We start from the raw sequence: 24,185 nt of genomic DNA on the forward strand, positions 1-24,185 counted from the left end.
TTGAGCTATCAATCAAAACCTTAAGAACTCATGAAAACAGCGCTTACCTTATTCTTTTTACTCTTCTATAAAAACACTAGTGTATTTGCACAAGCCCAAGATTCTTTTCCTACCCATTATATAGGCATAGGTATAGGCTATAGTTTTGATCATATCAGCGATAAGAATTTCTCGCCTTTACACCAGAAAGGTCAAGGACTATTTTATACTTTATTTTATGAACAACGAAAGGAAAATATTTTAAAAATTGCCCTTACCTACGGAAATAATTCTTTAAAATCTGGCGCTAATAATGACTTCACTAGCGCTCACTATTTTGTGGATGTAGGAATCTCATACTTAAAAAATTTAGCTGCTCCAGATGCTGTAACAAAATTTTATTTAGGTGGTGCCTATGGTTTGAGAATAACCTATTTAGATTGGAAAGACCAAGATGCTTTTAGCTATATCGCCACTAATGGATTATCGCTTTCTGGAGCAGTAGAAACCAAAATAAAGGACAGACAACGAATAGGAACTACGGTGGCTATTCCTGTAGTACAATTTTTGAGTAGACCTCCATACAATGGCATCGACGAGTTTATCATAGCACACCAAGACAATCCTGCAGCTATTCTTTTTAATGGAAAATTAGTTTCATTTGAAAGCTACAAGGCCATTACCTGGAACATCAATTATAGTAGGGAAATTTTAGCACATTTTAATTGGAATGTAAACTATGACCTCCGTCTTCAAAAGGTAGACCAAGAACAAGAATACAAAAGCATTTCTAACCGCATTTCTACAAGTGTACTTTATAAATTTTAATATGAAAAAGACCATCCTAATAGCTACTCTAGTACTACTCGTTTCTTGTGCCAAAACTTTTTTACCCAAGGAAGAACCACTGACCAATAACACTACTTTTGAACTTTTCTGGACTGATTTTGACCAGCACTATAGCTTATTTGACATCCGAAATATAGATTGGGATGCCCTCTACAGCAGCTATCAACCTAGGGTAAATGAAGAACTCTCGGAAACCGATTTTTGGGACCTACTCTCTAGCCTCATTGAAAATTTAGACGATAGTCATACGGTCTTGTATGATGGTAACGGACATAGCTACCGTTCTGGCTATGCTTTAAACGAGCAATCTATTGCTGAAATTAGTGAAGAAGTGATACGCTCTACCTATGTAGAAGCGCTAAAAGAAGTTAGGTCTGAAGAGCAATTGGCGTACGGGATGATAAAGGGCAAAAACATAGGATATATCTACTTAGGCGCAATGGATGGCCAAAACCCCTCAATTATCCATACCATTATAGAGGAATTTTCAAATGTGGAGGCTATTCTACTAGATGTACGGCAAAATACAGGAGGAGATGATCGGTATGCCGCCGCAATTGCAAAAGCTTTTTCAGATGGGGAGCATTTGATTTATTCGGTAGCTACCAGAAATGGACCAAACCATGATGATTTTGATGCAAAAAAGAACTATTACACTGCCTATGATGCGAACCAAACATTTTCTAAACCTATTGTAGTGCTCACGGATAGGAAGACCATTAGTGCAGGAGAGATCTTTTTGCTACATATGCAATCTTTCGAAAATGTAATTCAAATTGGTGATACCACCGCGGGCGATTTCTCTACGGTAAGCAATATGCGCTTTTTACCCAACGGTTGGCATTATAGGTATTCTATCCAGAAATTTTTACTCCCAAATGGCGAAAGCTTAGACGGTGTTGGGCATATCCCGGACATGTACGTAAAAAATACAGCAGAAGATATTGCCGCTAAAGAAGATAAGGTATTAGATACCGCCCTAGAATACCTATTAGACACCCATAGTATTGATTGAATTTTGAACAAAAAATTAATTATAACACACTCATAACCAAGCGGTCATCTGTTTACAAAAAAAACAGAAAAATATATTCCTAGCTAAGGTATTCTCTTAAATACATTTTAGACCTTTGTTGTAATTTCTAAGGCTTCAAAACGACTAAATTCAATGAAATTATCATTAGATTTTCTTTTGAAGAATCTATTCCTTTGTATCATTTTTACAAAACAAAAAACATTATGTCCACAACACCTATAGCATACTCCGTATTAGACCTTGCGATACTCTCAAAAGGCAGTACTTTACAGGAGACCTTTAAAAATAGCCTTAAGCTGGCTCAAAAAGCAGAAGAATTTGGCTACACCCGTTTTTGGTTAGCAGAGCACCACAACTCCGCCTACATTGGCAGTTCGGCTACCGCTGTTCTTATTGGGTATGTAGCAGAAGGCACCAAAACTATTCGCGTAGGTTCTGGGGGTATTATGCTCCCAAACCACTCCCCGCTTATAGTAGCAGAACAATTTGGAACTCTAGGTGCGCTTTATCCTAACCGCATAGACTTGGGTTTAGGAAGAGCCCCAGGAACCGATCAAGAAACCGCGCACGCCATACGTTCAGATCATAGACAAGCAGCATTTACCTTCCCGGAGGAGATTTCCGAAATACAGAAATACTTTTCGTTCGATAATTTAGATGCTAAAGTACGTGCTACGGTGGCCGAAGGTATAGAAGTACCATTGTATATTTTAGGCTCTAGTACAGATAGTGCGCATTTATCGGCAAAAAAAGGATTACCCTATGCTTTTGCGAGTCATTTTGCTACCGCTAAGTTATTTGATGCCTTAAAAATTTACCATGAAGAATTTATGCCTTCAGAATATTTAGCACAACCCTACACTATGGCAGGGGTTAATATTATTGTAGCAGATACCGATGAAGAGGCAGAACGTATTTCTACCTCGCTATACAAAATAATTATTGGCTTGCTCTCTGGAAAAAGAGATTTTATGCAACCGCCTACTGCTATGACGCCCGAGTTAAAAGAAATGGCAAAACACCCTGCAGTAGACCAGATGCTTAAATATTCTTTTATAGGCAGTAAAGCAACTGTAAAAAAACAGGTAGCCGAATTTTTAAACCAAACGAAGGTTGATGAGCTTATTGCGGTGACCAATATTTACAGTGCAGAAGACCGTATAAAATCGTATCAATTATTTGCGGAAATCATGCAAGAGCTAAATGCGGAAAGTGCATAAGCTATAAACGATAGCTGTTATGAGTCCCTCTCTAGGGTAACGTATTCTAAAGTGTTGGCTGTAGTTTGTTTTGTCAAACGAACTACAGCCAACACTTTTTTTATGCGGCAATAATTTCAACCATGGAAATATACAATACTCTGATGATCTACAACTACGGCATATACCCATTATAGCCTTAGTTCTGAATGACCCTAAATAAATCAACTATAGAAAACAATTCAATTTCTTCGTCTAAATGCTGAATTAATAAAGAAAATAATAGTTATTTTTAGAAGCAGCTTTTGCTCCTCGATGTTAATTCATCTAAGAGTACTACTTTAAAAAATAGACGCTATTAGTTATGTCACAAGAATTACCTGAGAATAAAACTCCTGTTGAAAAATTCATGGATCATCTAGACAGAATTTTTCAGGTCGAACCCGAATACTTTAGAAACGTATCTGAAATAGATGGAATTGCGGGTGTTACGAGTATAGTGTATAAAGATGTTCCTGATAAAGGAATGATCACTGGAATTACCTATGGCCTTTCCCTCGTAGATCATCCTGCCTGGAAATTTGGAAGACCAGAATTAATTATAACGGTTGATTCTAAAGACACGACTTGGGCACAAGTGGCTGGATATTTAGCAAATAGCTTAAGAGGTAATTGTCCTTTTAGTTATAATAATACCATCAACTTTAGAGAAAAAATATCTGAAGAATCTAATATGGATTCATTTCTTGTTTTTGCGCCATCAATTTTAGATAAAAAAGACTTCACGAATATAGACGTTGGATTAGATTATAATATTACCATTGCCGGCCTTTATCCAATCTATGCTTCTGAAATAGCGTATATCAACCAAAATGGTCTTGAAAAATTTTGGAAACATCCTAATTTTGATATGTATGATGTGAATAGAAAACTAATTTCTGAATAAAATCATTAACCTAAACATCTATTTTTAAACATTAAAATGAAGATCAAATTAATAGCATCAAAAATCAAAGGCTACCTAAAAGAACTTACGATAATTACGGCTGGCGTGCTCATTGCATTACTTATTAGCAACTATAAAGAAAATAGCCAAGCGAGAGCGTATTATAGGACATCTGTAGAAACCGTTATCAACGAAGTGCAATCCAATTTCTCAAATTTAAAAAGTATTATAGAAACACAGAACGTGTTAATAGATTCCATTAAGAAATATAGTGCTGATACAATCACGATTAGCGATCTTATTATTGAAAAAGGTGGAGGTATTCAAGGGATTACGCTGAGTAATTCCGGATTGGAATTTTACAAGAAAAATCAAATAAATGCAATTGATTTTAAAATGATGTCTAGACTCATAGAAATAGAATCTACTTCAAAACTTATAGATACCAAAATGGACAAGCTTATGGATTATTTGTATCCAAACCTTTTTGTAGCTTCTGAAGAAAGTAAAAAACTAATTGTCTTACATCTCAAAAACTTACTAAATAGTGAACTTAAATTAGAACAGTTGTATAAGGAATTCATTACTGAATATGATCTTGAAAAAAATAGTCCAAATAAATAACCAAAAATAAACATTGTAAACGTCCAGTATAATCATAGCAACAACTTAAAAACAACCCATGAAAAAACTAATCCTTCTTCTCTTCATTGTCACATACACTAATTATTCTTTCGGTCAAGAAATTATGGCTGCTATTGAATCAAATGAACCCGATGAATCAAATTTTTCTAACAACACTATTTTAACCGCAGAAGACTGGTTGCATAATACTTCCCACAAAAAACTAACCTACAATACAGCAGTTAAAGAGTTGTTACTTATAAATAGGTATGATGGCACTTTGGAATGCTACAACTTAAATTTAGACAGGCAGTGGTCTTTTACGCCTGCAGATACGTTAAGACTTAGCAACGGTGGCAATCAGTTTTTCTATAAAGATGGCGTTGTGTTTACCGCCTATATGACAGGATATATTTATGCCATAAAGGCAACAGACGGTACACTATTCTGGGAAGATAAAGTAGGTATGGACCAGGAAAAATTACACTTTACCTCTCAATCCTTAACTCCGGTAAACAACAAATTAGTACTTACCTCTAGAACCAATAGTAACGTCTATGCGATAAATGCTTCTAACGGTACATTAGCATGGAACTATAGCTTAGGATCACCGCATAGCTATGAACCAAGGTTAATTGTAAATGATATAGTATCCATAAACAATGATCCGCTAATAAATACTTTTGAACTAGCTACCGGTAAAGCTTTATACCAAAAGAATTTTAGTACCAACCTTGGAAAACCAGCCACAGACGGAAATTTAATTATTGTTCCTTTTAGTCGCGGTGATAAAATAGTTGGTCTATTGCCTGAAGCATTTGAGCAACAATGGGAGTTTGTATTTGATGAAGAATACTATAAAGTAGGCGATAAGATTTTTGTAGCGAACAATGCCGTTTATTTTGCTACAGAAACTAACGGGGATGAATCCGGCATATATTGTCTAAATGCAACTGACGGCAGCCTAACTTGGAAAAAAACAATTGAGGGCGATATCAAACATTTTGAAAAAATAAATGAAACCTTATATGGGTATACCAACGATAAGCTGATTTTTTCTATGGCTACTGAAGATACCGTCTTGAACAAAATAAAGGTCAATCACCAGCCTAGCTCGAATATTCAAATACATAATGGCTCTTTATATTTTTATGCGAAAGAAGGCTTAATTACCTATAATCTTAAAACTAAAACCGAAAAAATTGCCATTCCCTATGACGGTAAAGAAAGTTATAGTAGTGATACGCAGCTCCTATTTATTGAGTAAGCCAATGCTAAGTGCTTTCTTTTTAGCGTAGGGTTGTTTTTAGAAAACAGCTGCTGCGAAAATATATAATCTTGAAATAAATTTTTATAGCCCTTGAGTTCTACCAAATAAAAAAGTACTAATTTATCAAAGCTCCGTGATTAGTGGTAACAAAATACACACGGCGCTAACTACTTGGTTAAAGCAAAAAGGACAACAAGGAGGTAGCGGTTTTTTAGAGGTAACTTCTGATAAAGATAGCAACATAAATATGCGATGGCTTAATGACTCGCTCGCAGAAGTTGTAATTCCGCCATATGCAGAGGTCCTTAGAAAACTGATTTTGTTTATTTTTATGGAAGAAAAATTACCATCCGCTATCCTACAGAAACCAGTAGTACTAACTTAAACTTTGATATGGCAAAAGAATTTAAAGAGACCGTAGAAAACATAAAAAACTCTGCTGTTTATGAAAAGAAACAGTATTGGGAAGAAAGAGGATTAAACCAATCTGATGCCGAAGTAGTTCATATATTACGGACTTCAACCAATGATTTTCTTGACAAACTCAGCACAATTGTAAACGCTAACACCCCCAAAGAATCTAAGCTTACAGCTATCCAGAATATCGTTGATAAGCTCCCTTGGGACGATTTGGATACGGAGGAAAAAGAATTTTTAAGCGAGGTTATAGCTCCTGCCATTGAAGCTGCGGGTTTTGATCCTTGGAGTATTATTTAAAAAGAATAAAAAATTTATAGTTGATCTAGTTGACATTTATAACCTCTAATTTAACACCATCCCTACGTTTCTTATATGTTCAGTACTTCAACAAGCAAAAAAGTAAAATCCCAAGACACACCCACTATAGATAAACAACCACTAAGGGTTAGTGATGGTAATACTCATTATATAGAGGAGCAAGGAGTTGCGTATTTAAAACCAACAATAGGTATTAAGATTCTTATTTTATGCTTTAAACTATTGTTGCTTGGGGTATGGGGTGTACTTTTTTATGACCTTTTTATAGAAGACTTGAAGATGTCAAACTCTTTCTGGTTTTATGTGATTTACATTTGTATAAGTTTGCTACTATCTATTACTTTTTTGTTCGCTTATACAGATCATAGCACCAAACGATACTTTAATAAAAATAATGGGAAATTTAAATTGAGTAGTATTGATTTCTCAAGGAAAGAGAAAAAAATTAAAAAAATTATAGGCATACAAATTATAGGCTATCAAAAACATCAAAAGGTTCCTAGCGGAGCATCAGGAAGTATAAAAGGTCTTTTTACCTATTTTCAGTTAAATGTTGTTATGAAAAATTATAAAAGGTATACTATAGCAACTTTTAAAAAACGTGAAAATGTCATGGAAGTAGCCCAGAAACTTTCTGTTTTTCTAACAAAACCAATATTTAATGAAATAGAAAAATTTGAAGGCATTGATGAAGAAACTGAAAGATTAAGCAATAACTTCCATTCTAGATTAATACTGCAAGATGATTTTGAAATTAAGATGACCAAAGATGAGTTTCTAGAAAGATTAATCCATCATAAACATTATGAAATTATACAAGTCAATAAAAGCAGCTTAACAATTGACTCCACCCCATTAAACCTATTTAACTTCTCTTTAGGTAAGTTTATAAATCAAGGGCTATTTAAACCTTATATAGCCTATGTAGAATTGGAACAAAAAAATCATGTGATAAAAGTTACTATGAAAACTAAATTCAGGTATGAATTTCTGCTCTACATTTCTGTCTTTTTAATACTGCTACTCTGTAACTTTTACGGTGTAGCAATGATAGTAATTATGAGTACGTTATTATTTTGGTCCTTTCAACGTGGTGATGAAAAAGTGTTTTTTCAACTGATAAAAAAAGATGCCTTAGTAGAAGACAAAACTTCAAATATTATGGAATGAAAATTAGATTTTAAGACATAGTACTATTCTTTATTTTCAACCATAATGGTGTTGTTGGCCTTCTAAAATACCTACCGTACATTGCAGGCTTTATATTTGATGTAATTTTGATGCTAAAAAGTAATTTCGAGGTGTATAATGCTACTTAGTTTACTTTACGTACTAAAAATAAACACTAAAAAAGCTGTAGTAAAACGGTAAAAACAAACAACTCTTAAAAAAATAGCCAATTTCTTACGCTCCATGTGGAAAACCGCAGACAACTATAAAAAATAGCAATTACTTTTGTAGGGAGTACCTGCTATATTTTTAAGTTACCTACAATATGAAAAAACTGATATCTAGAGAAGAAAGAAATGAAAGATTGATAAGCTTTGGAATTTCAAAACAATTTTTATCTAACATTGGAAACATTGATGAATTAGAATTTTTGGTTGAAGACCCTAAAGGAGCTTATTTCTATTTCCCTACAATGGATTATAAAATATTTTCTGGTTTTGAGATTACACCAATTTTCGATTCTGGTGAGACGTTTTATGCATTATTTGAGAATAATAATATGAGCAAAATAGTCAAATTTGAACTTGAAAATGATGAAATTTATTTTGATTATGGACAAAATTGGAATTTGCTACTACTAAGTATTATGATTGACCTATTTGACCAATATCTAGAAGATGAAATAAGTGAAAATAGATTTATTGAGATTGGGAACAAAATAGGTTTCGAAAAATCTTCTGAATTGTTTAATCTTAGGGATTTATCCGTTGAAGAATTAAATGAAAAATTTAAAGATAATAAAAAATGGGAACTTGAAATAGCAGAAAAATTAAAAATATTATAGGTAATAAGGTATAAAAAACATAGGGCGTTTGTACTAAATCTAAAGGTCTATGTATATTTGTAATGTAGCAAAATATTTATATTTAGCTAAGTAATAAACCGAAACGAAAGTGCTTATCTCCTAGCCTACGTTTCTTATACTGAACGTTAAATGCGACTATGATAAACATCCTACCAACAATAGAATGAACAATTTAAAAGACTTAAATATAGAAAAAGAACTTTTGCCATTGTTCGACCATTCTCTGAATAAGTTCGCTAAGAATAAAATTCTTAAAATTTTAGAAACACCTTTACAATCGACGAACGAGATTATCAAACGTCAAAACATATTAAAAGGTTTTACTGCAAACAATAAGGTTTTAAAAGATTACTCCTATACTGTATTATACTTAAATGAAGTATATTATTTTCTCGACGAAGAAAAAATAGAAGACTTATCGCAAAAGAAACTTAAGTACAAATTATTTGCCTCTAAACAAGAAAAAACTAGATACATAAGTAGATTCAATCAATTAGTCTTATTTTTTCATCGTCTACAATCAAAATATTTTTTAAGACTAGATTTAGAACAATTCCCAAAAGAATATAGCTCTAAAATAAACCAGATTTTACAATTTCTATCAAATTTCGAACTTCACAAATACGAACATATTATTAGAGAAGACAGGCTAAAAGATAAACATGTAATAGAGTTAACTGAAAAAATTAATGACCTGAAAGAAAAGGAATTGATAGCGCCTTTTTGGGAAAATTTATTTCTGTTTGAGGCTTATCTATCAATCAATTTAGGAATTAATAAAAATAATTTTAAATTTCCAAATTTTGACAAGAAACACATTAAATTAAAGGACTTTTATCATCCATTAATCAATAAACCTGTAAAGAACGATTTTGAGACCGAGAGCAACGTAATTTTATTAAACGGACCTAATATGTCAGGTAAGTCAACTTTTCTGAAAGCTGTTGGTATTTGCATATATTTTGGACATTTAGGAATCGGAATACCTGCATCTTTTGGAGAAATTCCGTTTTGTAATCACTTTTCTATACAAATCAATAGACGTGATGATATTCTAAATGGTTACAGTCATTTTATGACAGAAATAATGAATCTAAAAAATGTTGTTCAAAACGCTTCAAATGGAAAACAATGTTTTGCGATTTTCGATGAACTATTTAGTGGTACAAATGTAGAAGATGCGTACGAAATTTGCCAAACAACCATAAATGGTCTGAGTAAATTTAAAAATTCATATTTTTTTATATCAACTCACATTCAAGAATTGAAAAATGTTTCTAGTAACCAAATATCAAATTATTACATAGATTGCGAACTTATAGAGGACAAACCAACCTTTACTTATAAACTTAAAAAAGGTTGGTCGGACATTAAAGTTGGGCGAATTTTATTTGACAAAGAAGGGCTAAATGAATTATTGAACTGAAACAAAACATAGAAAAACGGCTTACAGCAGTGTATAAAAAACATAGGGCTAAGGCTTTCAAAAAGGTTTGTACTTGCTTACAAAGTCCGCCAAATAATAAACCAAAACGAATGTGCTTATCTCCTAGCCTACGTTTCTTATATTTAACTTCTGTAAACCATGTCCTTTAACGAACATTTAAAACAACTTCAGAACTGAATGAAAATATATGGAATTAGTGGACTTGGTGCTGATAAAAGAGTGTTTAGATATTTAACTCTTGAACACGAATTAATTCCAGTTGATTGGATTAAGCCAAAGAAGAATGAAACTCTGATTGGGTATTCAAAACGGTTGATTGAAGAATATGAAATTGGAAATGAAGCAGAGTTTGGTATTCTAGGAGTAAGTTTCGGAGGATTAATTGCAACAGAAATAAGCAAACTAACAAAGCCCAAACTCACCATTTTAATATCGTCTGTAGAAACAAGAACCGAATTAAGTGGAATTATTAAGCTTGCTGGAAAATCTAAATTGATTGACCTAATTCCTGAAAAATTATTAAATCCACCAAAGGCAGCTGCTCATTTTATGTTCGGAACTGAAAACAAAGAATTGTTGAACTCAATTTTAGACGATACAGATTTGAATTTTACAAAATGGGCAATTAGAGAATTAATGAATTGGAGTAACGAATCGCGACTGAATAATTTGATTAAAATAGGCGGGACGAAAGATAAATTACTTCCACCAAAAGGAGAAAACACAATTTTAGTTGAAAATGGAGCGCATTTTATGATAGTTGATAAAGCAAAAGAAGTAAGTGATATAATAAACGATCGAATAAAAACGTACTACAATCGCGTAGACGCCCCAATGGAAACGTAAAATGCTGTGTTATAATATTTCTCCTAGCTAAAGAAAGGTAATTTAATTCTGTATTTTTAGATAAACTAACATGTACTTAAAAAAGAAATCATGAGCAATATTTTTAGAACCCTATTCATCATCATGGTAATGGCTGCTACTGTTAAAGTAGCCCATGGTCAGAAAAAATTAGACCCACAAGCTATTACAGATTTACAAAAGACACCTAAATATGCTTTTATCCTTACTACAGAAAAGCATTTTAAGGGGGTATTAAGTATGTATGATTTGCTCATTGAAAATGGTGTCTTAATCGAAGATTATGAGATTGTGGTCAAAGGTAAGGTTGTTACCCAATTGGTAAAAGATTCTGAATTAGAAGAATTGTTTCAAAAATATAAGGGAAAAGTTAAGGTAAGCGTATGCAGCGTCGCCATGGAAAAATTAGGAGTATCAGAAGAGATGCTTTTTGAAGGTCTCAATGTTACCTCAACGGCCTCAGTACGGATGCTTCAATTACAAGCAAATGGGTACAACACTTTAACGTACTAGTAAGAACCTTTTTTTGTATTTACCCTGCGGCATTAACAATGGTTTTACTCCTAGTGCTAGAATCTAAAAAGAAAATAATACGGTAGGTATCGGATTGATTTTAACTTCTAGTTTGGTTTCATTCGATAGCAATGGAGGCTGTTTTGAAAATTCTGTCCAATTATATTTCTCAAAATAATGTAAAAAGATACATTGATTAGAATCGAAAAATAAGTATAGTTAGAGTCTAAATAAAAGAATGGGATTTCTTATTTAAGATACAATCATTTAATAGCCTTGAACTTAGAATATTCACCGCGTGGTATGCCTACATTTAAATCAAAAACAAATCCAATAGATTAGTATACATAAAGTGTGGATAAACGTACCAATACGTTTATCCATATATTGCCAGTAATTACGAAAAAATGACACTAGAGGAAATTCAAAATAAGATAGCAAAACCGATAACGAAGTTTACTACTGGTGGATTTAGACCTGAAAACACGATTGAAGAAAGTTGGATTGGACGCGTTTTTGCTTTTTATGAAGATGAGGATATCCCGACTGATAAAAATGGTGATTTAATGATTCCATTGGGACAATTTCACATCCAAAATCTTCCTTTAATTCATAAAAATATTCAAGACACAAAATTAATTACGGTATTTATATCTAAGGAATTTCCCGACTGTCTTGAAAAAATGGGAGATAATTGGTTACTAAGAGAATATAAGACGCTAGAAGGAATAAAAATTAAAGATTTAAAGAACCCTGAATCTTTTTTAAAACCATTTCCGTTAAAACCTCAATTTATTGAAAAAGATTTCCCCATTTGGGATGGTGGTGGACTATCAAGAAAATTGGAAGATGAAATAATCAAATTGGAAAATGACGGTTTTATCGATTGTTATTATGATATAACTGAACACACTTACGAACATAAAATAGGTGGTTATCCTTCTTTTTGCCAACCTGGAATTGGCGATTCTGATGGTTTTGGTGAAGGTTTTGAATTTGTTTTTCAAATCTCTTCTGACGGAAAAGCTAATTTAAATGTGGTAGACAGTGGTAGTTTTATGTTTGCAAAAAACAAGGAAACCGAAGAATGGAGTATTTATTATGATTTTTATTAATGAAAAAATGAACACTAAAAAAGCTGCACGACAACCGTAAAAATAAACAACTCTTAGAAAAATAACCAATTTCTTACGCTCCATGTGGAAAACCGCGGACAACTATAAAAAATAGCAATTACTTTTATAGGGAGTATATTAGGAGTAATTAACTATATATATAAGTTACTTGCAAGCTGAAAAAAATAATAAGAAATCAAACAGTCAACCCAAAAATGAAAAAGCTATTTTTAATAATCTTCCTTTTTACAATTATATTTTCGTGTAAACAGAAAAATGAGACCAAAAACACGACCGAAAAAAATAATACTGCAATAAACGATACATTGACTAACAACTTGCAACTAGCTTACGATAAAGATGCAATTATCGGGTTTTCAGTATCTGTGGTAGGCGAAAATGGATTAATTTATGATAAAGGATTTGGATTTACAGATATTGAGGGACATAATTCTTACAAATCAAGTACAATTCAAAACATTGCCTCAATATCAAAAACACTTTTAGGGATTTCCATTTTAAAAGCACAAGAATTGGGAAAATTAAATATTAATGACCCTATCAATAAATATTTGCCTTTTGAAATTATCAATCCAAATTATCCTGAAAATCCAATTTTAATTAAGCATCTGGCATATCATACATCTTCAATAATTGACCTAGACGAGATTTACGGAAAATCATATGTTTTAGAAAAATCTGAACACGCAGATAATGAAGGAGTATTTGATTACTTTAACAAACCCGAAACAAAGATTTCATTGTTAGAGTTTATTCAAAATAGCCTGACTGAAAACGGAAAGTGGTACACTAAAGACACATTTTCTGACACAAAACCGGGAGAACATAGGGAATATTCAAATATTGCTGCTGCTCTTTGTGCACAAATAATAGAATCTGCAACTGGACAGAATTATCAGTCCTTTACAAAGGACAACATACTAAACCCATTAAATATGCTAGCTTCTGGTTGGTCATCAGAAGATATCGACATCGCAAAACGTTCTAAATTGTTTGCGAACAAGGAAATGATGATAGCCGATTATTCACTAATTACTTATGCTGATGGTGGATTTATTACATCAAGTGAAGATTTGGGATTATTCTTATCTGAATTAATTAAGGGTTACAAAGGCAAAGGAGTTTTGCTAAAAAAGGACAGTTATGATAAATTGTTTGAAAAACAAAAATTTTCGCGTGAAGAAACTGACGGAGAATTTGGAATCTTTATGGAGTTTAGAGATGAATTCTTGGGTGTGAAGGAAGAACTGATTGGTCATAATGGTTCTGACCCAGGAGTAATGACAGCTATGTATTTCAATCCTAAAACAGAAATTGGAAAGATATTAATTGTAAATACGGACACGAATTTTACCGATAATGTGTGGCCAGAAATACAATCAATTTGGAAATCCTTAAACGACTACGAAACGGAATTAAGCAATGGAAAAGCCAGCAGGTAACCGTGTATATAAAAAATAGCGCAAGTCTTTGCAAACATTAAGGTTTAAGCATTTTAGGAAGTAGCCAAATTTTTAAATTTGACGATTTCCCAAAAATAAAATAAATAATAAATTTAAAAATCCGATTTTTGTTTAATCCGAAAAGTAATCAGTTATTTGAGCGCTACTTTTGATATACGAGCTGTTGGAAATAATTTAAAAGAAACCAAAAAACATATGAATAAATTACTTACTTATCTACTATTATTTTTTGTTTTATCTAGTTTTACTCCAAGAAATGAATTGTTAAAAACTAACTATATTAAAGAGATTCCGTTCAATTTTGATTACGGAGTACCAATTATTAAAGCCTCAATTAATGATATAGAATACAACTTCCTATTTGATACAGGAATGCCAACTGTTCTTTCAGAAAACATAACTAAAGAGCTTAAATTAGAAAGTATTCGTACTGCAATGGGAATGGATGTTAATGGTAACAAAAAACAGGAAAGTTATGTTATAGTTAATGAAATTATTGTTGGAGGAATTAGTTTTAAAAAAATTGAAACCCTTACAACTGATTTAAGCGCTGGTTTCGAAATTGGTTGTCTAAATTTAGATGGAGTAATTGGAAATAATTTAATCAAGAATGCCATTTGGGAAATAGATTATGAAAAAAGGGTAATTCGCCTCACTGACAATATTGATAATTTTAAAATTCCCGAAAGCGCTGATATTATTAAGTTCAAAACAAATGAAAAAAAAGGATATTATTCGCCTAATATAGATGTTAAAGTAAATAAAAAGAAAAGGTGTGAAATTTGACACTGGCTCTAATGGTGGAATTAAATTACCATTGGATTTTTACTCAAATGTTCTTGACACCAATAAAAGTGTTGAATATTATGGTAAGGCTTCTACTGCAATATATGGTAAAGGCGAAAACAAAAACTATGTAGATTCAAAAGTAAATTCTATTGAAATAGGTGATTTACAACTGCAAAATCAGATTGTGACCTTTGACGAAAACTTTCCAAAAATTGGCAATAAATTCTTTAAAAATTTCAAAATTATCATAAGCTATGATGAGAATAACATATATATGATAAAGCAAAAAGAATACAGTAATACAGTATTGGAAAATTTTGGTTTTCAAACTGGTATAATTGACCAAAAAGCAATTGTCTCTCTCGTGTATAAAAATTCTAACGCTGAAAAAAAAGGAGTTCAATTGGGCGATGAAATAGTAAGCGTTAATGATTTGAATTTTTCAGAATTGATATCGAAAGATGCTTGTAATATTTTATTTAATAATCCTATCAAGGAAATGGACTCAATGAATATTCTTTTTTCAAGAAACGGAAATAAACAATCCTTACAGCTGGAAAAAGAGACTTTAATAAATTGAAAAACTATTACCAGCAATTCATATAAAAAATTGCTAAATTCAACAATATAGAATGTGTATAAAATATAAAAATACGAACCTTAAACATTGGAAAATTGCGTTTTAAAAATCGCAACTATTCATACACAAGACTGTTATAGGGCATAAAAAACAAAATGGGACATATTTCAATAGTTTATGGAATGATTAAATTGAATGATGTTAAATCATTTCATAAAACCATATTAGATATGAAACCTGACGAAAATTATCCTTGGATAAGAGCTGAGATGTTTAACACTAAATCAATTGAATCCCCATATTATTACGAGAATCCAATAACAACTTTTGGGACTACTTATAAAAATTTAAGTGGTGGAAATGATTGGTCTGAATTCATTTTAAAATTTGAATATTTACTTGATAAAATTGACTTTAATTATGCAAGAATTAGATTTGAAACTGAATTTTTAGGAGATTTTGAATTCTTTTGGGGTAGAAAAACTGGAAAAAACCCTGAATTTTACAAAAAAGATGATTTAATAGAACAAAATAAATGGTTCTTTGGTTATGGATTTAGACATATGTACGGTGACCTAATTTGTAAAAACACTCCTGACGTCCCTTTTGATTTTAAGTACCCTATTGAATTTGATATAGATGCAAAAAACAGTTTTAATGAAATAATTCCTGAGCTCAATAAAATTCAAATTAACACAAAAGAATACTTTGATAACCAGGCTAGAATACTTAAAAATGACGGTTCAAATCTGATTTTGACTTATTTAAAATTAAATGAAGTGATAGAATATGGTTGGGAATTTAAAAAAGGATTCTTTTTGAAAAGACTAAAAAAAATAAAAAAAATAAACACGCCCTACAACGCGGTATAAAAAACATAGGGCGTTTGTGCTCGCCGAAAGGTCCGTGAATATTAACAAAGGCCGCTAAAGATAAAATTTGGCGTTTATAAAGGAAAAGGTAAACTCAAAATATTTATATTTAGCTAATAACAAACCGAAACGAGAGTGCTTATCACCTGCCCTACGATTTCTTATATTTAATGTTAGGCAACATATCAACAAACTAAATGAACTGGACAGAATACCGTGAACAACTAATAAAAAATATAGTTGTTCTTTCTTCAGAACATAGATTAGATTTTGCTATTAAAATTTGTGAAAAACTTCTACCTGATTATAAAACTTTCTACAATGAATGTAAATGGGGAGACTTAGATTTACTCACAGATGGACTCATCTTGTGTAAGCAGAACGCAAATGGACTTGACTCCGATGTAAAGACAGTTGAAAGACTGATATCTAGAATTGAAGAAATCACACCTGATATGGAGGATTTTGAAGAAGTTAGTGGTTCTTTAGCTTTGAACTCTGCCAACGCTATGAGTGAAACGTTAAATTTTATTCTGGACAACAAAACTGAACGAATAACGGACATCGGGAGTTTTAGTTATGATTCGGCTTTCTTTAAAGCAGGCGAATTTAATACTAAACTCTCTGACGCTGAAGTTGAAAACGAAATTTAAAAGATTACTCTTGTTTTATAGGGGTCAAAACAGCAGTTAGAAAAAACAAAATACGTTGCCTAACAATACCAATGAAGTAATACGAGGTATGGTATTTAATTTAATGTTTTGCGTATATTTACTATGTCCGCAAAATCTTTCCGCTTTTGCTCTGGAAAATAAAAATAAATCAAAACAAAAAGCTTTAGCTTCGTATTAAGACTATATCGAAAAGTTTCCTTCCCCCCTCCCTTCGCTTAGCTCAAGCGTTAGCAGTTATTAAAAACATTTCGAATATTTTGTTTATTTCGTTTATTTCGATTAATTTTGATTAAATTAATTATTATGGAACCTTTAATCAGAAGAACTACAAAAGATGACCAAAAGATTGCATTAAAATCTTTACAAGGTTTTCAAGTTGTATCACAAAGAATAAAATCTTCTCGTAAAAAAGGGGTTAAAATAAAAATACAAGAGACCGGAGAATTTATTACTATCCCTAAAAAGGCTCTGACATTACTTTCTGCAATAATTCAAAATATGGCTGAAGGAAAAACAATTTCAATTGTCCCTTCTAATTCGGAAGTAAGTACACAACAAGCTGCTGATATGTTGAATGTATCAAGACCTCATTTAATAAAACTTCTTGAAGCTAAAAAAATCCCCTTTAATAAAGTAGGTAGTCATAGAAGAATTTTATTAAATGATATTATGGAATATAAAGAACAACTCGCTAAACAAAGAGAGGCTCAACTTGATTTCTTATCCAATCAAGCGCAAGATTTAAACCTTGGTTACGAATGATACATTCACCTAGATTTACTGTTGTATTAGATGCCTGTGTTTTATATCCAGCGCCAATTAGAGATATCTTATTATCTCTCGCAGCAGAGGGTTTGTTTAAAGCGAAATGGTCTGATATAATTCAGGATGAGTGGCTACGAAATCTTTTGAAAAATCGGGCAGATTTGAAAAAAGCACAATTAAATCAAACTATTAAAGCTATGAATCAAGCTTTTCCTGATGCCAACGTTGAAAACTTTGAAGACCTAATACCAAGTATTAAACTCAAAGATAAAGATGACAGACACGTAGTGGCTTGTGCTATAAGATGTAATGCTGATTTAATAGTTACATTTAACATAAAGGATTTTCCTAAGAAAGAACTATCAAAATATGATATAGAAATACAAAATCCTGACGAGCTGATTTCGAATTTAATTGATATCAACCCCAAACTAGCCTGTAAAGCTTTTAGCAAAATGGTAAAAAGACTTAAAAACCCAAGGAAGACAATAGATGAGGTTTTAAACACATTAGAAAATTGCGGATTAAAGAAAAGTATAGAAAAATTAAAAAACAACTGCCAACCAAGAACTGAATCTAAAAACAAGAAAATTCTTCTTTAATCTTAGACAATATAGAAACGTAGGTTTCATCATATGTTCTTCCAAATTTTACAATAAAAAAAGGTTATTAAGTAGAACAAAGCTATTTTATTTTCAATGCATTATTGGAAGCATACATCATCTTATTAATTTCTTGCTTAATTTCGTGAAGCTTATCTATTTCATTGGGTATGGTTACCACATCGCCTATTAAACCAGAAACCTTAAACCGAAGTCCTTTCCTTGTTTGATTGATCGATTTAATTTTACGCGCATAAAAGGTTTTATCATCATGCGTACCAAAACGGTTTACCCGATTGTAAAAATACTTTTGCACATAATTAAGCTCCTCCATAAACCTTGCACTTGTACCTATGGTAATTGCTTCATCGCCGATGGTAACAAATCTATGTTTGCTTAATTTAAACAACATATCATTTATTTGTTTTACTAATAGAGAAAAAAGCACCGCAAATAATAAGACTACTAAAATTAAGGGAATCACAGGGATTTTCGCTCCGTCTTCTGAGAATAAAAAAACGGTAAAACCTATAATCAAAGTCAATATAATTCCTGTAGAAATAATCGTGACTTTTTTCGTTTTTTTAGCTAATTCCTTAATTTTCCTTTGATCTGTGATTGTATACGTTTTCATTATATCTTTTTTAGTCAACATACGATTTCCATACTCTTTAGTACTAGTTATCCAGACTAAACTATATGGAGAAATATGACGACACCGTTAAAAACAAGTTTATAAAAATACTAAATGTGGCATAGGCTCTTTAAAGCACCTCACCGACGTGTTTTTCAATATTCTCCGCTATTTTTTTAATCGGTAAATCATTGGCATCAAACCCGAAGGGGTCTTCAATTTCTTCTGCAATTAATTCTAAACTCGCCAATACATAAAACACAAAAATAACCACCGGAATGGCGTAATACCCTAAACTAAATACATAACCAAAAGGCAAGGTCATCACATAGAAAAAGATAAACTTTTTAATAAAGGCACTGTACGAATACGGGATAGGGGTGTTTTTAATACGCTCACATGCGCCACAGATATCCGTAAACGATTGTACTTCGCTATTTAAAACAATAAGCTGGTCGCCCGTAATTACTTTCTGCTCGTACAAATCATACACGCGCTGGTAAATCATTTTCGCCACTTGGTTAGGGCGGTGTTTGTGGTGATCTATTTCTAGGTCTAAATCATCATAAAGCTGTAAGCCCGTTTCTTTGTTGGTTAAATGTTTTACTAAGATAGCGGCATAACTAGGTATGGTACGTTTAAAATAAAACCGGTCTTGGTCATTCTTTAAAATTACACTTAATTTAAGCGCTAAATTTCTACTATTATTCACTAAGGCTCCCCATAATTTTCTGCCTTCCCACCAACGGTCATAGGCCGTATTGGTTCTAAATACTAACAATAAAGATATCACGAACCCCAACATACTATGCATCACGGTTATATTGGACAAATGGTTTTTACTGGACAATTTCCAGTATTCTAATTCTAAATACCCAACTCCATACGTATAAAAGCCAATAAAAATCATCATAGGGATGAGTTTTCTAAAGGTATCTGATTTGTGAAATCTAAAAATAAATGTTATCCAATCTTTGGGGTTGTATTGTATCATGAAGCCTTAAATATGTTGAGCGGTAAAATTAGAGAATGTTAAAACGATATGGTATATAAATTAAATAAAATAACAGGCTTCAAATTACCAAAGCTGAGTTCTAAATGCTAAACATCTGATTAAGCTGTAACTTTGGAAGCGCTAAAATGCATCATATACTATTTTTTTCTAAATTACGTTTACATTAGGAGATCCTTGTGGCCCAGAACCACATAACTCTAATAGTCCCCCAAAATGATAAAAAAAATAAGTATTGCTTTATTCGTTGTCTTCCTACTCTCTTGTCAGTCTAAAGCAACTAAAGACGAAATAGCTAAACTAAAACTAGAAACCAAAGACCAACAAATACTAATAGATTCCTTAAAGAATTTTAATCAAGGTTTGATTGGATTTCAAGATTATTTCAAGAATGAACGAGAGACCTATTATCTGGATAAGGATAAGCTTTTATTTCTTTTGGAAGGCACGTCCTGGTTTTCTTTAAACAATAGAAAGCTAGTTCAATATTTTTTTGATGACTTTAATCTAAAAGAGTATGACGTCTATAGAGGTATTGAAAATAGTAGCGTACTCTACCCTGCCTCTCATGATGTCCTAGATATCTTTGATTCGGAATCAAGTTTTGTAGTTCATATGGTTTCTAAAATTGATAGAAGTCCTGAATCGTTAGAAAAGTTGTGTACTCCAGAACTAAAAGAAATGGCATATTCTTTATTAAGAAAAAATAACCTGTATAAAGCTTCTGGCGCCTATGCCGCAGTTAAAGGTCTATTATTATCGTATGAAGATATAAAAGATGATAAAGATTTTTTAGCTACTATATATAAAATAGCCGAAAAGGCTAATGATGTATATTATTATGAAGAAAGTAATGGAGACTTTCTAAATGCGATTTCAGAAAAAACTACTGATGAAATTAGAGCGGTTTTAAGTGACGAAAACTACACCACGTACTATGAAAACACTAGGTCTACTGTAGATAGTAGACTTATTAATACCTACTGTTTTTGGGCAAGACGCAGCAAAGAAAATAATATGGCTTTTACGTATTCATTATTAAAGGAATTACACGAAAACGTAGCGCATGAAATGGTACTTGATGACGAAAATTTGGCTCTAGATGAACCTAATTCCTAAACTGTAATCTGCTTTTGTTTTTAGTTTACAATTCTGAAATTGATTAGAAAGACTGCTTTACCTCCTTTAATTAAACTTAAAAACGTTCTCAATTTATATAATACCCTACGATGTCAAATATTATAGCATTGAACGATTTACATCATTTTAAGCTTAAATTGGTATATAGAAATGTCTTTCTTAGAAATTTGAAACGAATTGAAATTACCAATGATTTTAATAAGGAAATAGCTTCTCTGAACATTTCAAAGCAGAACATAAAAGAAAAGTTATTTGTGCTAGACTTTCACCATAAAAAAATCACCCTACAAGGAAATAATTATTTAGATTTTGATATTATCGATACTGAAAAAGAGGAGTATTGGAGATTTATCAATCCCATAAAATGTATAGCTACCTCCGATAAATCATACTATGCACACAAGAATCTTAAATTACGTTTAAGCCCTAATGGTTTCGGATTAATGCTATCTTGCAATTCCAATTTTATCGGAAGGATTAGAACAACAGAAATTGATGTTAAAAACGATACTTTTGCTGATCTTATATTGGCAATTTGCTGTGTAAATAGCATTAGAAATTATGTCTATAAAGTAAATGAATCTAACGGTTAACTAAATTATCAAACCAACAGAAATCCATATCGTCCCGCCACGCCCTACTCCTATTCGGTTTCAAGAATATGGCGTGGGAATATTTAGTGCTGCCTTGACCAAATCTGCCTTAAAAAAAGCGATCAAAAAAAAGTACATTACTATTAATGGTACCGTAGCAACTACCGCTACCTTTATTCATGGCGGCGAGCGTATAGAATTATTCATTCCTGAAGAAACTACTGCGAGCAAAACATTAATTTTTCCATTAAAGGTCCTGTTTGAAGATGATTATTTGGCCATTATTTACAAACCAGCAGGTATTTTAGTGAGTGGCAATAGCTTTAAAACCATTGCGAATGCACTGGTGCAAAATCTTAGTCCTAGCGCCCTCCCTGATGCTACAAAACCACAACCGGTTCACCGCTTAGATTATGCCACCACCGGTATTTTATTAGCCGGAAAAACAAGCAGTAGCATCCGTGCTTTAAACAAAATGTTTGAAGATAAAGAAGTAGCTAAAACCTATTATGCCGTAACCATAGGCACTATGAATGCGGAAGGAGAAATAAGCACTACAATAGATGACAAACCATCTTGCTCTACATACTCCGTGATAGCATCCGCGCCTTCTGAACGCTTTGGTATGCTTAATTTAGTACAGTTAGATCCTAAAACCGGACGAAGGCATCAATTGCGCAAACATCTTGCTAGTATTGGAAACCCCATTTTAGGAGATAAAGAATATGGCACAGCATCCTTAATTTTGAATGGTAAAGGCATGTACCTACACGCCTACTCCTTGCAGTTCATTCATCCGTTTACGGAAAAAGAAATGAGCTTAACAGCTAATTTCCCAGAGCGATTCAGGAAATTATTTCCAGTGGATACTGCGACTAAATAGTGTCTTGTATAGAATTTAATACGAAGTTTTGCGTTAAAATTATAGATCATCAAATAGGAACACCTTATTTGCGAAGACGAATAACGTCCAATCATTTGGTGTCATTGCGTTAAAACACATAATTTATGGAACCGAAAACCGTACTGCTCTTACTCGCCATAATTGCCCTGTTAGCCGGGAGCTATACGGTCTATGCCTCCATTAAAAATAAGCATAAAGACTATTCGCATCGAAAACTAAAACACAGAATTATTCAAAATGTCTTAGGGGTTGATGGCGCTCGAGTTTTTTATGGCTTTTTAGGAATAGGACTTATTATTTTCGGGTTCTTCATTTTGTTTCAATTTTATGTAAAACCCAACCTAGGAAACGAATACAATAACAAAACAGACCAATTTACTTTAGTTTCTAAAACAATTAATACAGGAGACTATACTATGACCTCCAGCACAACGAGTACCTTAAAACAATTAGAAACTACTCTGAGGGTTACTGGAGAAGAAAAATTAGAAGACTATGTTTCGGCAGATTTCAGTAATAATTACCTCAACCAGATTCCTGAAATTGTCTGGAAGATGAAAAACCTAAAGCGGATGGACTTCACCTATAATAACATTACTGATATAGACCTATCTCAACTATCGAAAATGGACAGTTTAACCACAATTATTCTAAGCAACAACCCTATTACTACTGCCAAAATTGAAACCTTAAAAGCAAACACCAACCTAGAAATAATCCACTAAGAATCACACCCCAAATTGATTTACAAATGATTAAAAAAACCCTACTATTATCATGCCTTGCATTAGCATTTTCATGTAATGATCAAGTACCAAAACAAAACACGCCACTAAAATCTGTACAGGAAGAACTGAATAAAAGAGATAAGGCACTAGAAAAACTAGCTGCACTTGAAGTGCCCGTGCCCCTAAACAATTTTTCTTACAGAAATGAAGCTTCTCCAGAAATTAATGCCATCATTAAAATCTACGAACAGATAGATTATTCATTTTGGGAGGAAAATCCTAGTTTTAAACTTGAATTAGTTCATGGTAATGAACACTTAATAGTCTATAATTCTGCAGAAAGTATCCCGATAATGATTTCGGTAGAAAACGAAGATGAAACTACAAAAAATGACTTTGAAATCTACATGAGTGAAACTATGGAGACCATACTAGTCATAGAGAAAGAGTCACCTAAAGATAAAGCGCTGCCTACAGTAGAGAATCACTTTTATTTCAAAAACAATAAGCTGATAAAAAAAGTATCTAATCAAGATTACAAAGCTAAAATTTCTGCAAGTACTTTAGAGAAAGAAGAAAAGAGAATTAAAATTGCTTGTACACATCACGTAGATAAAGCCTTGATGGAACTCATGAAGAGTTAATTTTAAAAGATAGTTAAGCTACAACAGCACACTGAAATTTAGGTATAACTATGGCTACCGTAGAGGATAATACCCTCTGATTTTTTCTATTTTTATAGCGCTTATAATATTAGTTGTGGCTCTTTTGTCATAAGTTTGAAAAGAAAGTT

The 24,185-nt window shown here is 32.3% G+C and carries 28 protein-coding genes; 26 read left to right on the forward strand and 2 right to left on the reverse strand.

Annotated elements, in window-relative coordinates; all coding sequences use genetic code 11:
- The first annotated feature begins 30 nt into the window (after positions 1-30).
- The 21 genes from GQR94_RS00655 to GQR94_RS00755 all read left to right on the forward strand — a co-directional run bounded on the left by GQR94_RS00655 (position 31) and on the right by GQR94_RS00755 (position 18,381).
- Complete coding sequence (locus GQR94_RS00655) at positions 31-807, forward strand: hypothetical protein (RefSeq protein WP_158973520.1); 777 nt, start codon at positions 31-33, stop codon at positions 805-807.
- Position 808: 1 nt separating this feature from the next.
- Entirely contained in the window at positions 809-1,843 is a 1,035-nt protein-coding gene (locus GQR94_RS00660) for a S41 family peptidase (RefSeq protein WP_158973521.1), read from the forward strand.
- A 224-nt stretch (positions 1,844-2,067) separates the two neighbouring features.
- Positions 2,068-3,084 (forward strand): LLM class flavin-dependent oxidoreductase, encoded by a 1,017-nt coding sequence (locus tag GQR94_RS00665; RefSeq protein ID WP_158973522.1) that lies wholly within the window; start codon positions 2,068-2,070, stop codon positions 3,082-3,084.
- 343 nt (positions 3,085-3,427) lie between these two features.
- A complete protein-coding gene (locus GQR94_RS00670; RefSeq protein ID WP_158973523.1) occupies positions 3,428-4,009 on the forward strand; it encodes a suppressor of fused domain protein in 582 nt (193 codons plus the stop codon).
- A 36-nt stretch (positions 4,010-4,045) separates the two neighbouring features.
- Complete coding sequence (locus GQR94_RS00675) at positions 4,046-4,633, forward strand: hypothetical protein (RefSeq protein ID WP_158973524.1); 588 nt, start codon at positions 4,046-4,048, stop codon at positions 4,631-4,633.
- A 58-nt stretch (positions 4,634-4,691) separates the two neighbouring features.
- Positions 4,692-5,900 carry a PQQ-binding-like beta-propeller repeat protein gene (locus GQR94_RS00680; RefSeq protein ID WP_158973525.1) on the forward strand — a complete coding sequence of 403 codons (1,209 nt, stop codon included), beginning with the start codon at positions 4,692-4,694 and terminating at the stop codon, positions 5,898-5,900.
- Positions 5,901-6,036: 136 nt separating this feature from the next.
- A complete protein-coding gene (locus GQR94_RS00685; RefSeq protein ID WP_158973526.1) occupies positions 6,037-6,288 on the forward strand; it encodes a hypothetical protein in 252 nt (83 codons plus the stop codon).
- 8 nt (positions 6,289-6,296) lie between these two features.
- A complete protein-coding gene (locus GQR94_RS00690) occupies positions 6,297-6,620 on the forward strand; it encodes a hypothetical protein (RefSeq protein WP_158973527.1) in 324 nt (107 codons plus the stop codon).
- A 75-nt stretch (positions 6,621-6,695) separates the two neighbouring features.
- The gene (locus GQR94_RS00695; RefSeq protein WP_158973528.1) at positions 6,696-7,811 is read left to right on the forward strand and encodes a hypothetical protein; all 1,116 of its coding nucleotides are present in this window, start codon (positions 6,696-6,698) and stop codon (positions 7,809-7,811) included.
- Positions 7,812-8,136: 325 nt separating this feature from the next.
- Positions 8,137-8,655, forward strand: coding sequence for a hypothetical protein (locus GQR94_RS00700; protein ID WP_158973529.1), 519 nt, complete (start codon positions 8,137-8,139; stop codon positions 8,653-8,655).
- 184 nt (positions 8,656-8,839) lie between these two features.
- Positions 8,840-10,102 carry a hypothetical protein gene (locus GQR94_RS00705; protein ID WP_158973530.1) on the forward strand — a complete coding sequence of 421 codons (1,263 nt, stop codon included), beginning with the start codon at positions 8,840-8,842 and terminating at the stop codon, positions 10,100-10,102.
- Positions 10,103-10,300: 198 nt separating this feature from the next.
- Positions 10,301-10,969: an alpha/beta hydrolase gene (locus tag GQR94_RS00710; protein ID WP_158973531.1), complete on the forward strand. Its 669-nt coding sequence runs from the start codon at positions 10,301-10,303 to the stop codon at positions 10,967-10,969.
- Positions 10,970-11,059: 90 nt separating this feature from the next.
- A complete protein-coding gene (locus GQR94_RS00715) occupies positions 11,060-11,500 on the forward strand; it encodes a DsrE family protein (protein ID WP_158973532.1) in 441 nt (146 codons plus the stop codon).
- 407 nt (positions 11,501-11,907) lie between these two features.
- Positions 11,908-12,615 carry a DUF1963 domain-containing protein gene (locus GQR94_RS00720; RefSeq protein ID WP_158973533.1) on the forward strand — a complete coding sequence of 236 codons (708 nt, stop codon included), beginning with the start codon at positions 11,908-11,910 and terminating at the stop codon, positions 12,613-12,615.
- Between the two features lie 215 nt (positions 12,616-12,830).
- Complete coding sequence (locus GQR94_RS00725; protein WP_158973534.1) at positions 12,831-14,078, forward strand: serine hydrolase; 1,248 nt, start codon at positions 12,831-12,833, stop codon at positions 14,076-14,078.
- 216 nt (positions 14,079-14,294) lie between these two features.
- Positions 14,295-14,885: a retropepsin-like aspartic protease gene (locus GQR94_RS00730; protein WP_158973535.1), complete on the forward strand. Its 591-nt coding sequence runs from the start codon at positions 14,295-14,297 to the stop codon at positions 14,883-14,885.
- Positions 14,875-15,468: a PDZ domain-containing protein gene (locus GQR94_RS00735; protein ID WP_158973536.1), complete on the forward strand. Its 594-nt coding sequence runs from the start codon at positions 14,875-14,877 to the stop codon at positions 15,466-15,468. The genes GQR94_RS00730 and GQR94_RS00735 overlap by 11 nt, the downstream gene beginning before the upstream one ends.
- A 155-nt stretch (positions 15,469-15,623) precedes the next feature.
- Entirely contained in the window at positions 15,624-16,340 is a 717-nt protein-coding gene (locus tag GQR94_RS00740) for a hypothetical protein (protein ID WP_158973537.1), read from the forward strand.
- A 197-nt stretch (positions 16,341-16,537) separates the two neighbouring features.
- Positions 16,538-16,993 (forward strand): DUF416 family protein, encoded by a 456-nt coding sequence (locus GQR94_RS00745; protein WP_158973538.1) that lies wholly within the window; start codon positions 16,538-16,540, stop codon positions 16,991-16,993.
- 324 nt (positions 16,994-17,317) lie between these two features.
- Complete coding sequence (locus tag GQR94_RS00750; RefSeq protein WP_158973539.1) at positions 17,318-17,776, forward strand: helix-turn-helix domain-containing protein; 459 nt, start codon at positions 17,318-17,320, stop codon at positions 17,774-17,776.
- Positions 17,773-18,381, forward strand: coding sequence for a putative toxin-antitoxin system toxin component, PIN family (locus tag GQR94_RS00755; protein ID WP_158973540.1), 609 nt, complete (start codon positions 17,773-17,775; stop codon positions 18,379-18,381). The genes GQR94_RS00750 and GQR94_RS00755 overlap by 4 nt, the downstream gene beginning before the upstream one ends.
- Positions 18,382-18,463: 82 nt before the next feature.
- Here GQR94_RS00755 and GQR94_RS00760 read toward each other — a convergent pair whose 3' ends face one another.
- Entirely contained in the window at positions 18,464-19,015 is a 552-nt protein-coding gene (locus tag GQR94_RS00760) for a hypothetical protein (RefSeq protein WP_158973541.1), read from the reverse strand.
- Between the two features lie 130 nt (positions 19,016-19,145).
- Positions 19,146-20,009 (reverse strand): bestrophin family protein, encoded by an 864-nt coding sequence (locus GQR94_RS00765; protein ID WP_158973542.1) that lies wholly within the window; start codon positions 20,007-20,009, stop codon positions 19,146-19,148.
- A 234-nt stretch (positions 20,010-20,243) separates the two neighbouring features.
- On the opposite strand from GQR94_RS00765, the gene GQR94_RS00770 reads away from it, so the two are divergent.
- From GQR94_RS00770 to GQR94_RS00790, 5 genes are all read left to right on the forward strand, one after another.
- Complete coding sequence (locus GQR94_RS00770; protein WP_158973543.1) at positions 20,244-21,146, forward strand: hypothetical protein; 903 nt, start codon at positions 20,244-20,246, stop codon at positions 21,144-21,146.
- A gap of 110 nt (positions 21,147-21,256) precedes the next feature.
- Entirely contained in the window at positions 21,257-21,760 is a 504-nt protein-coding gene (locus tag GQR94_RS00775; protein WP_158973544.1) for a hypothetical protein, read from the forward strand.
- 73 nt (positions 21,761-21,833) lie between these two features.
- Positions 21,834-22,643: an RluA family pseudouridine synthase gene (locus GQR94_RS00780; protein WP_158973545.1), complete on the forward strand. Its 810-nt coding sequence runs from the start codon at positions 21,834-21,836 to the stop codon at positions 22,641-22,643.
- Positions 22,644-22,768: 125 nt separating this feature from the next.
- Positions 22,769-23,389, forward strand: coding sequence for a leucine-rich repeat domain-containing protein (locus GQR94_RS00785; RefSeq protein ID WP_158973546.1), 621 nt, complete (start codon positions 22,769-22,771; stop codon positions 23,387-23,389).
- Positions 23,390-23,415: 26 nt separating this feature from the next.
- Positions 23,416-24,036, forward strand: a complete 621-nt coding sequence (locus tag GQR94_RS00790; RefSeq protein WP_158973547.1) for a hypothetical protein — start codon at positions 23,416-23,418, stop codon at positions 24,034-24,036.
- Positions 24,037-24,185 lie beyond the last annotated feature (149 nt).

Source organism: Cellulophaga sp. L1A9, from assembly GCF_009797025.1.
GTDB lineage: Bacteria > Bacteroidota > Bacteroidia > Flavobacteriales > Flavobacteriaceae > Cellulophaga.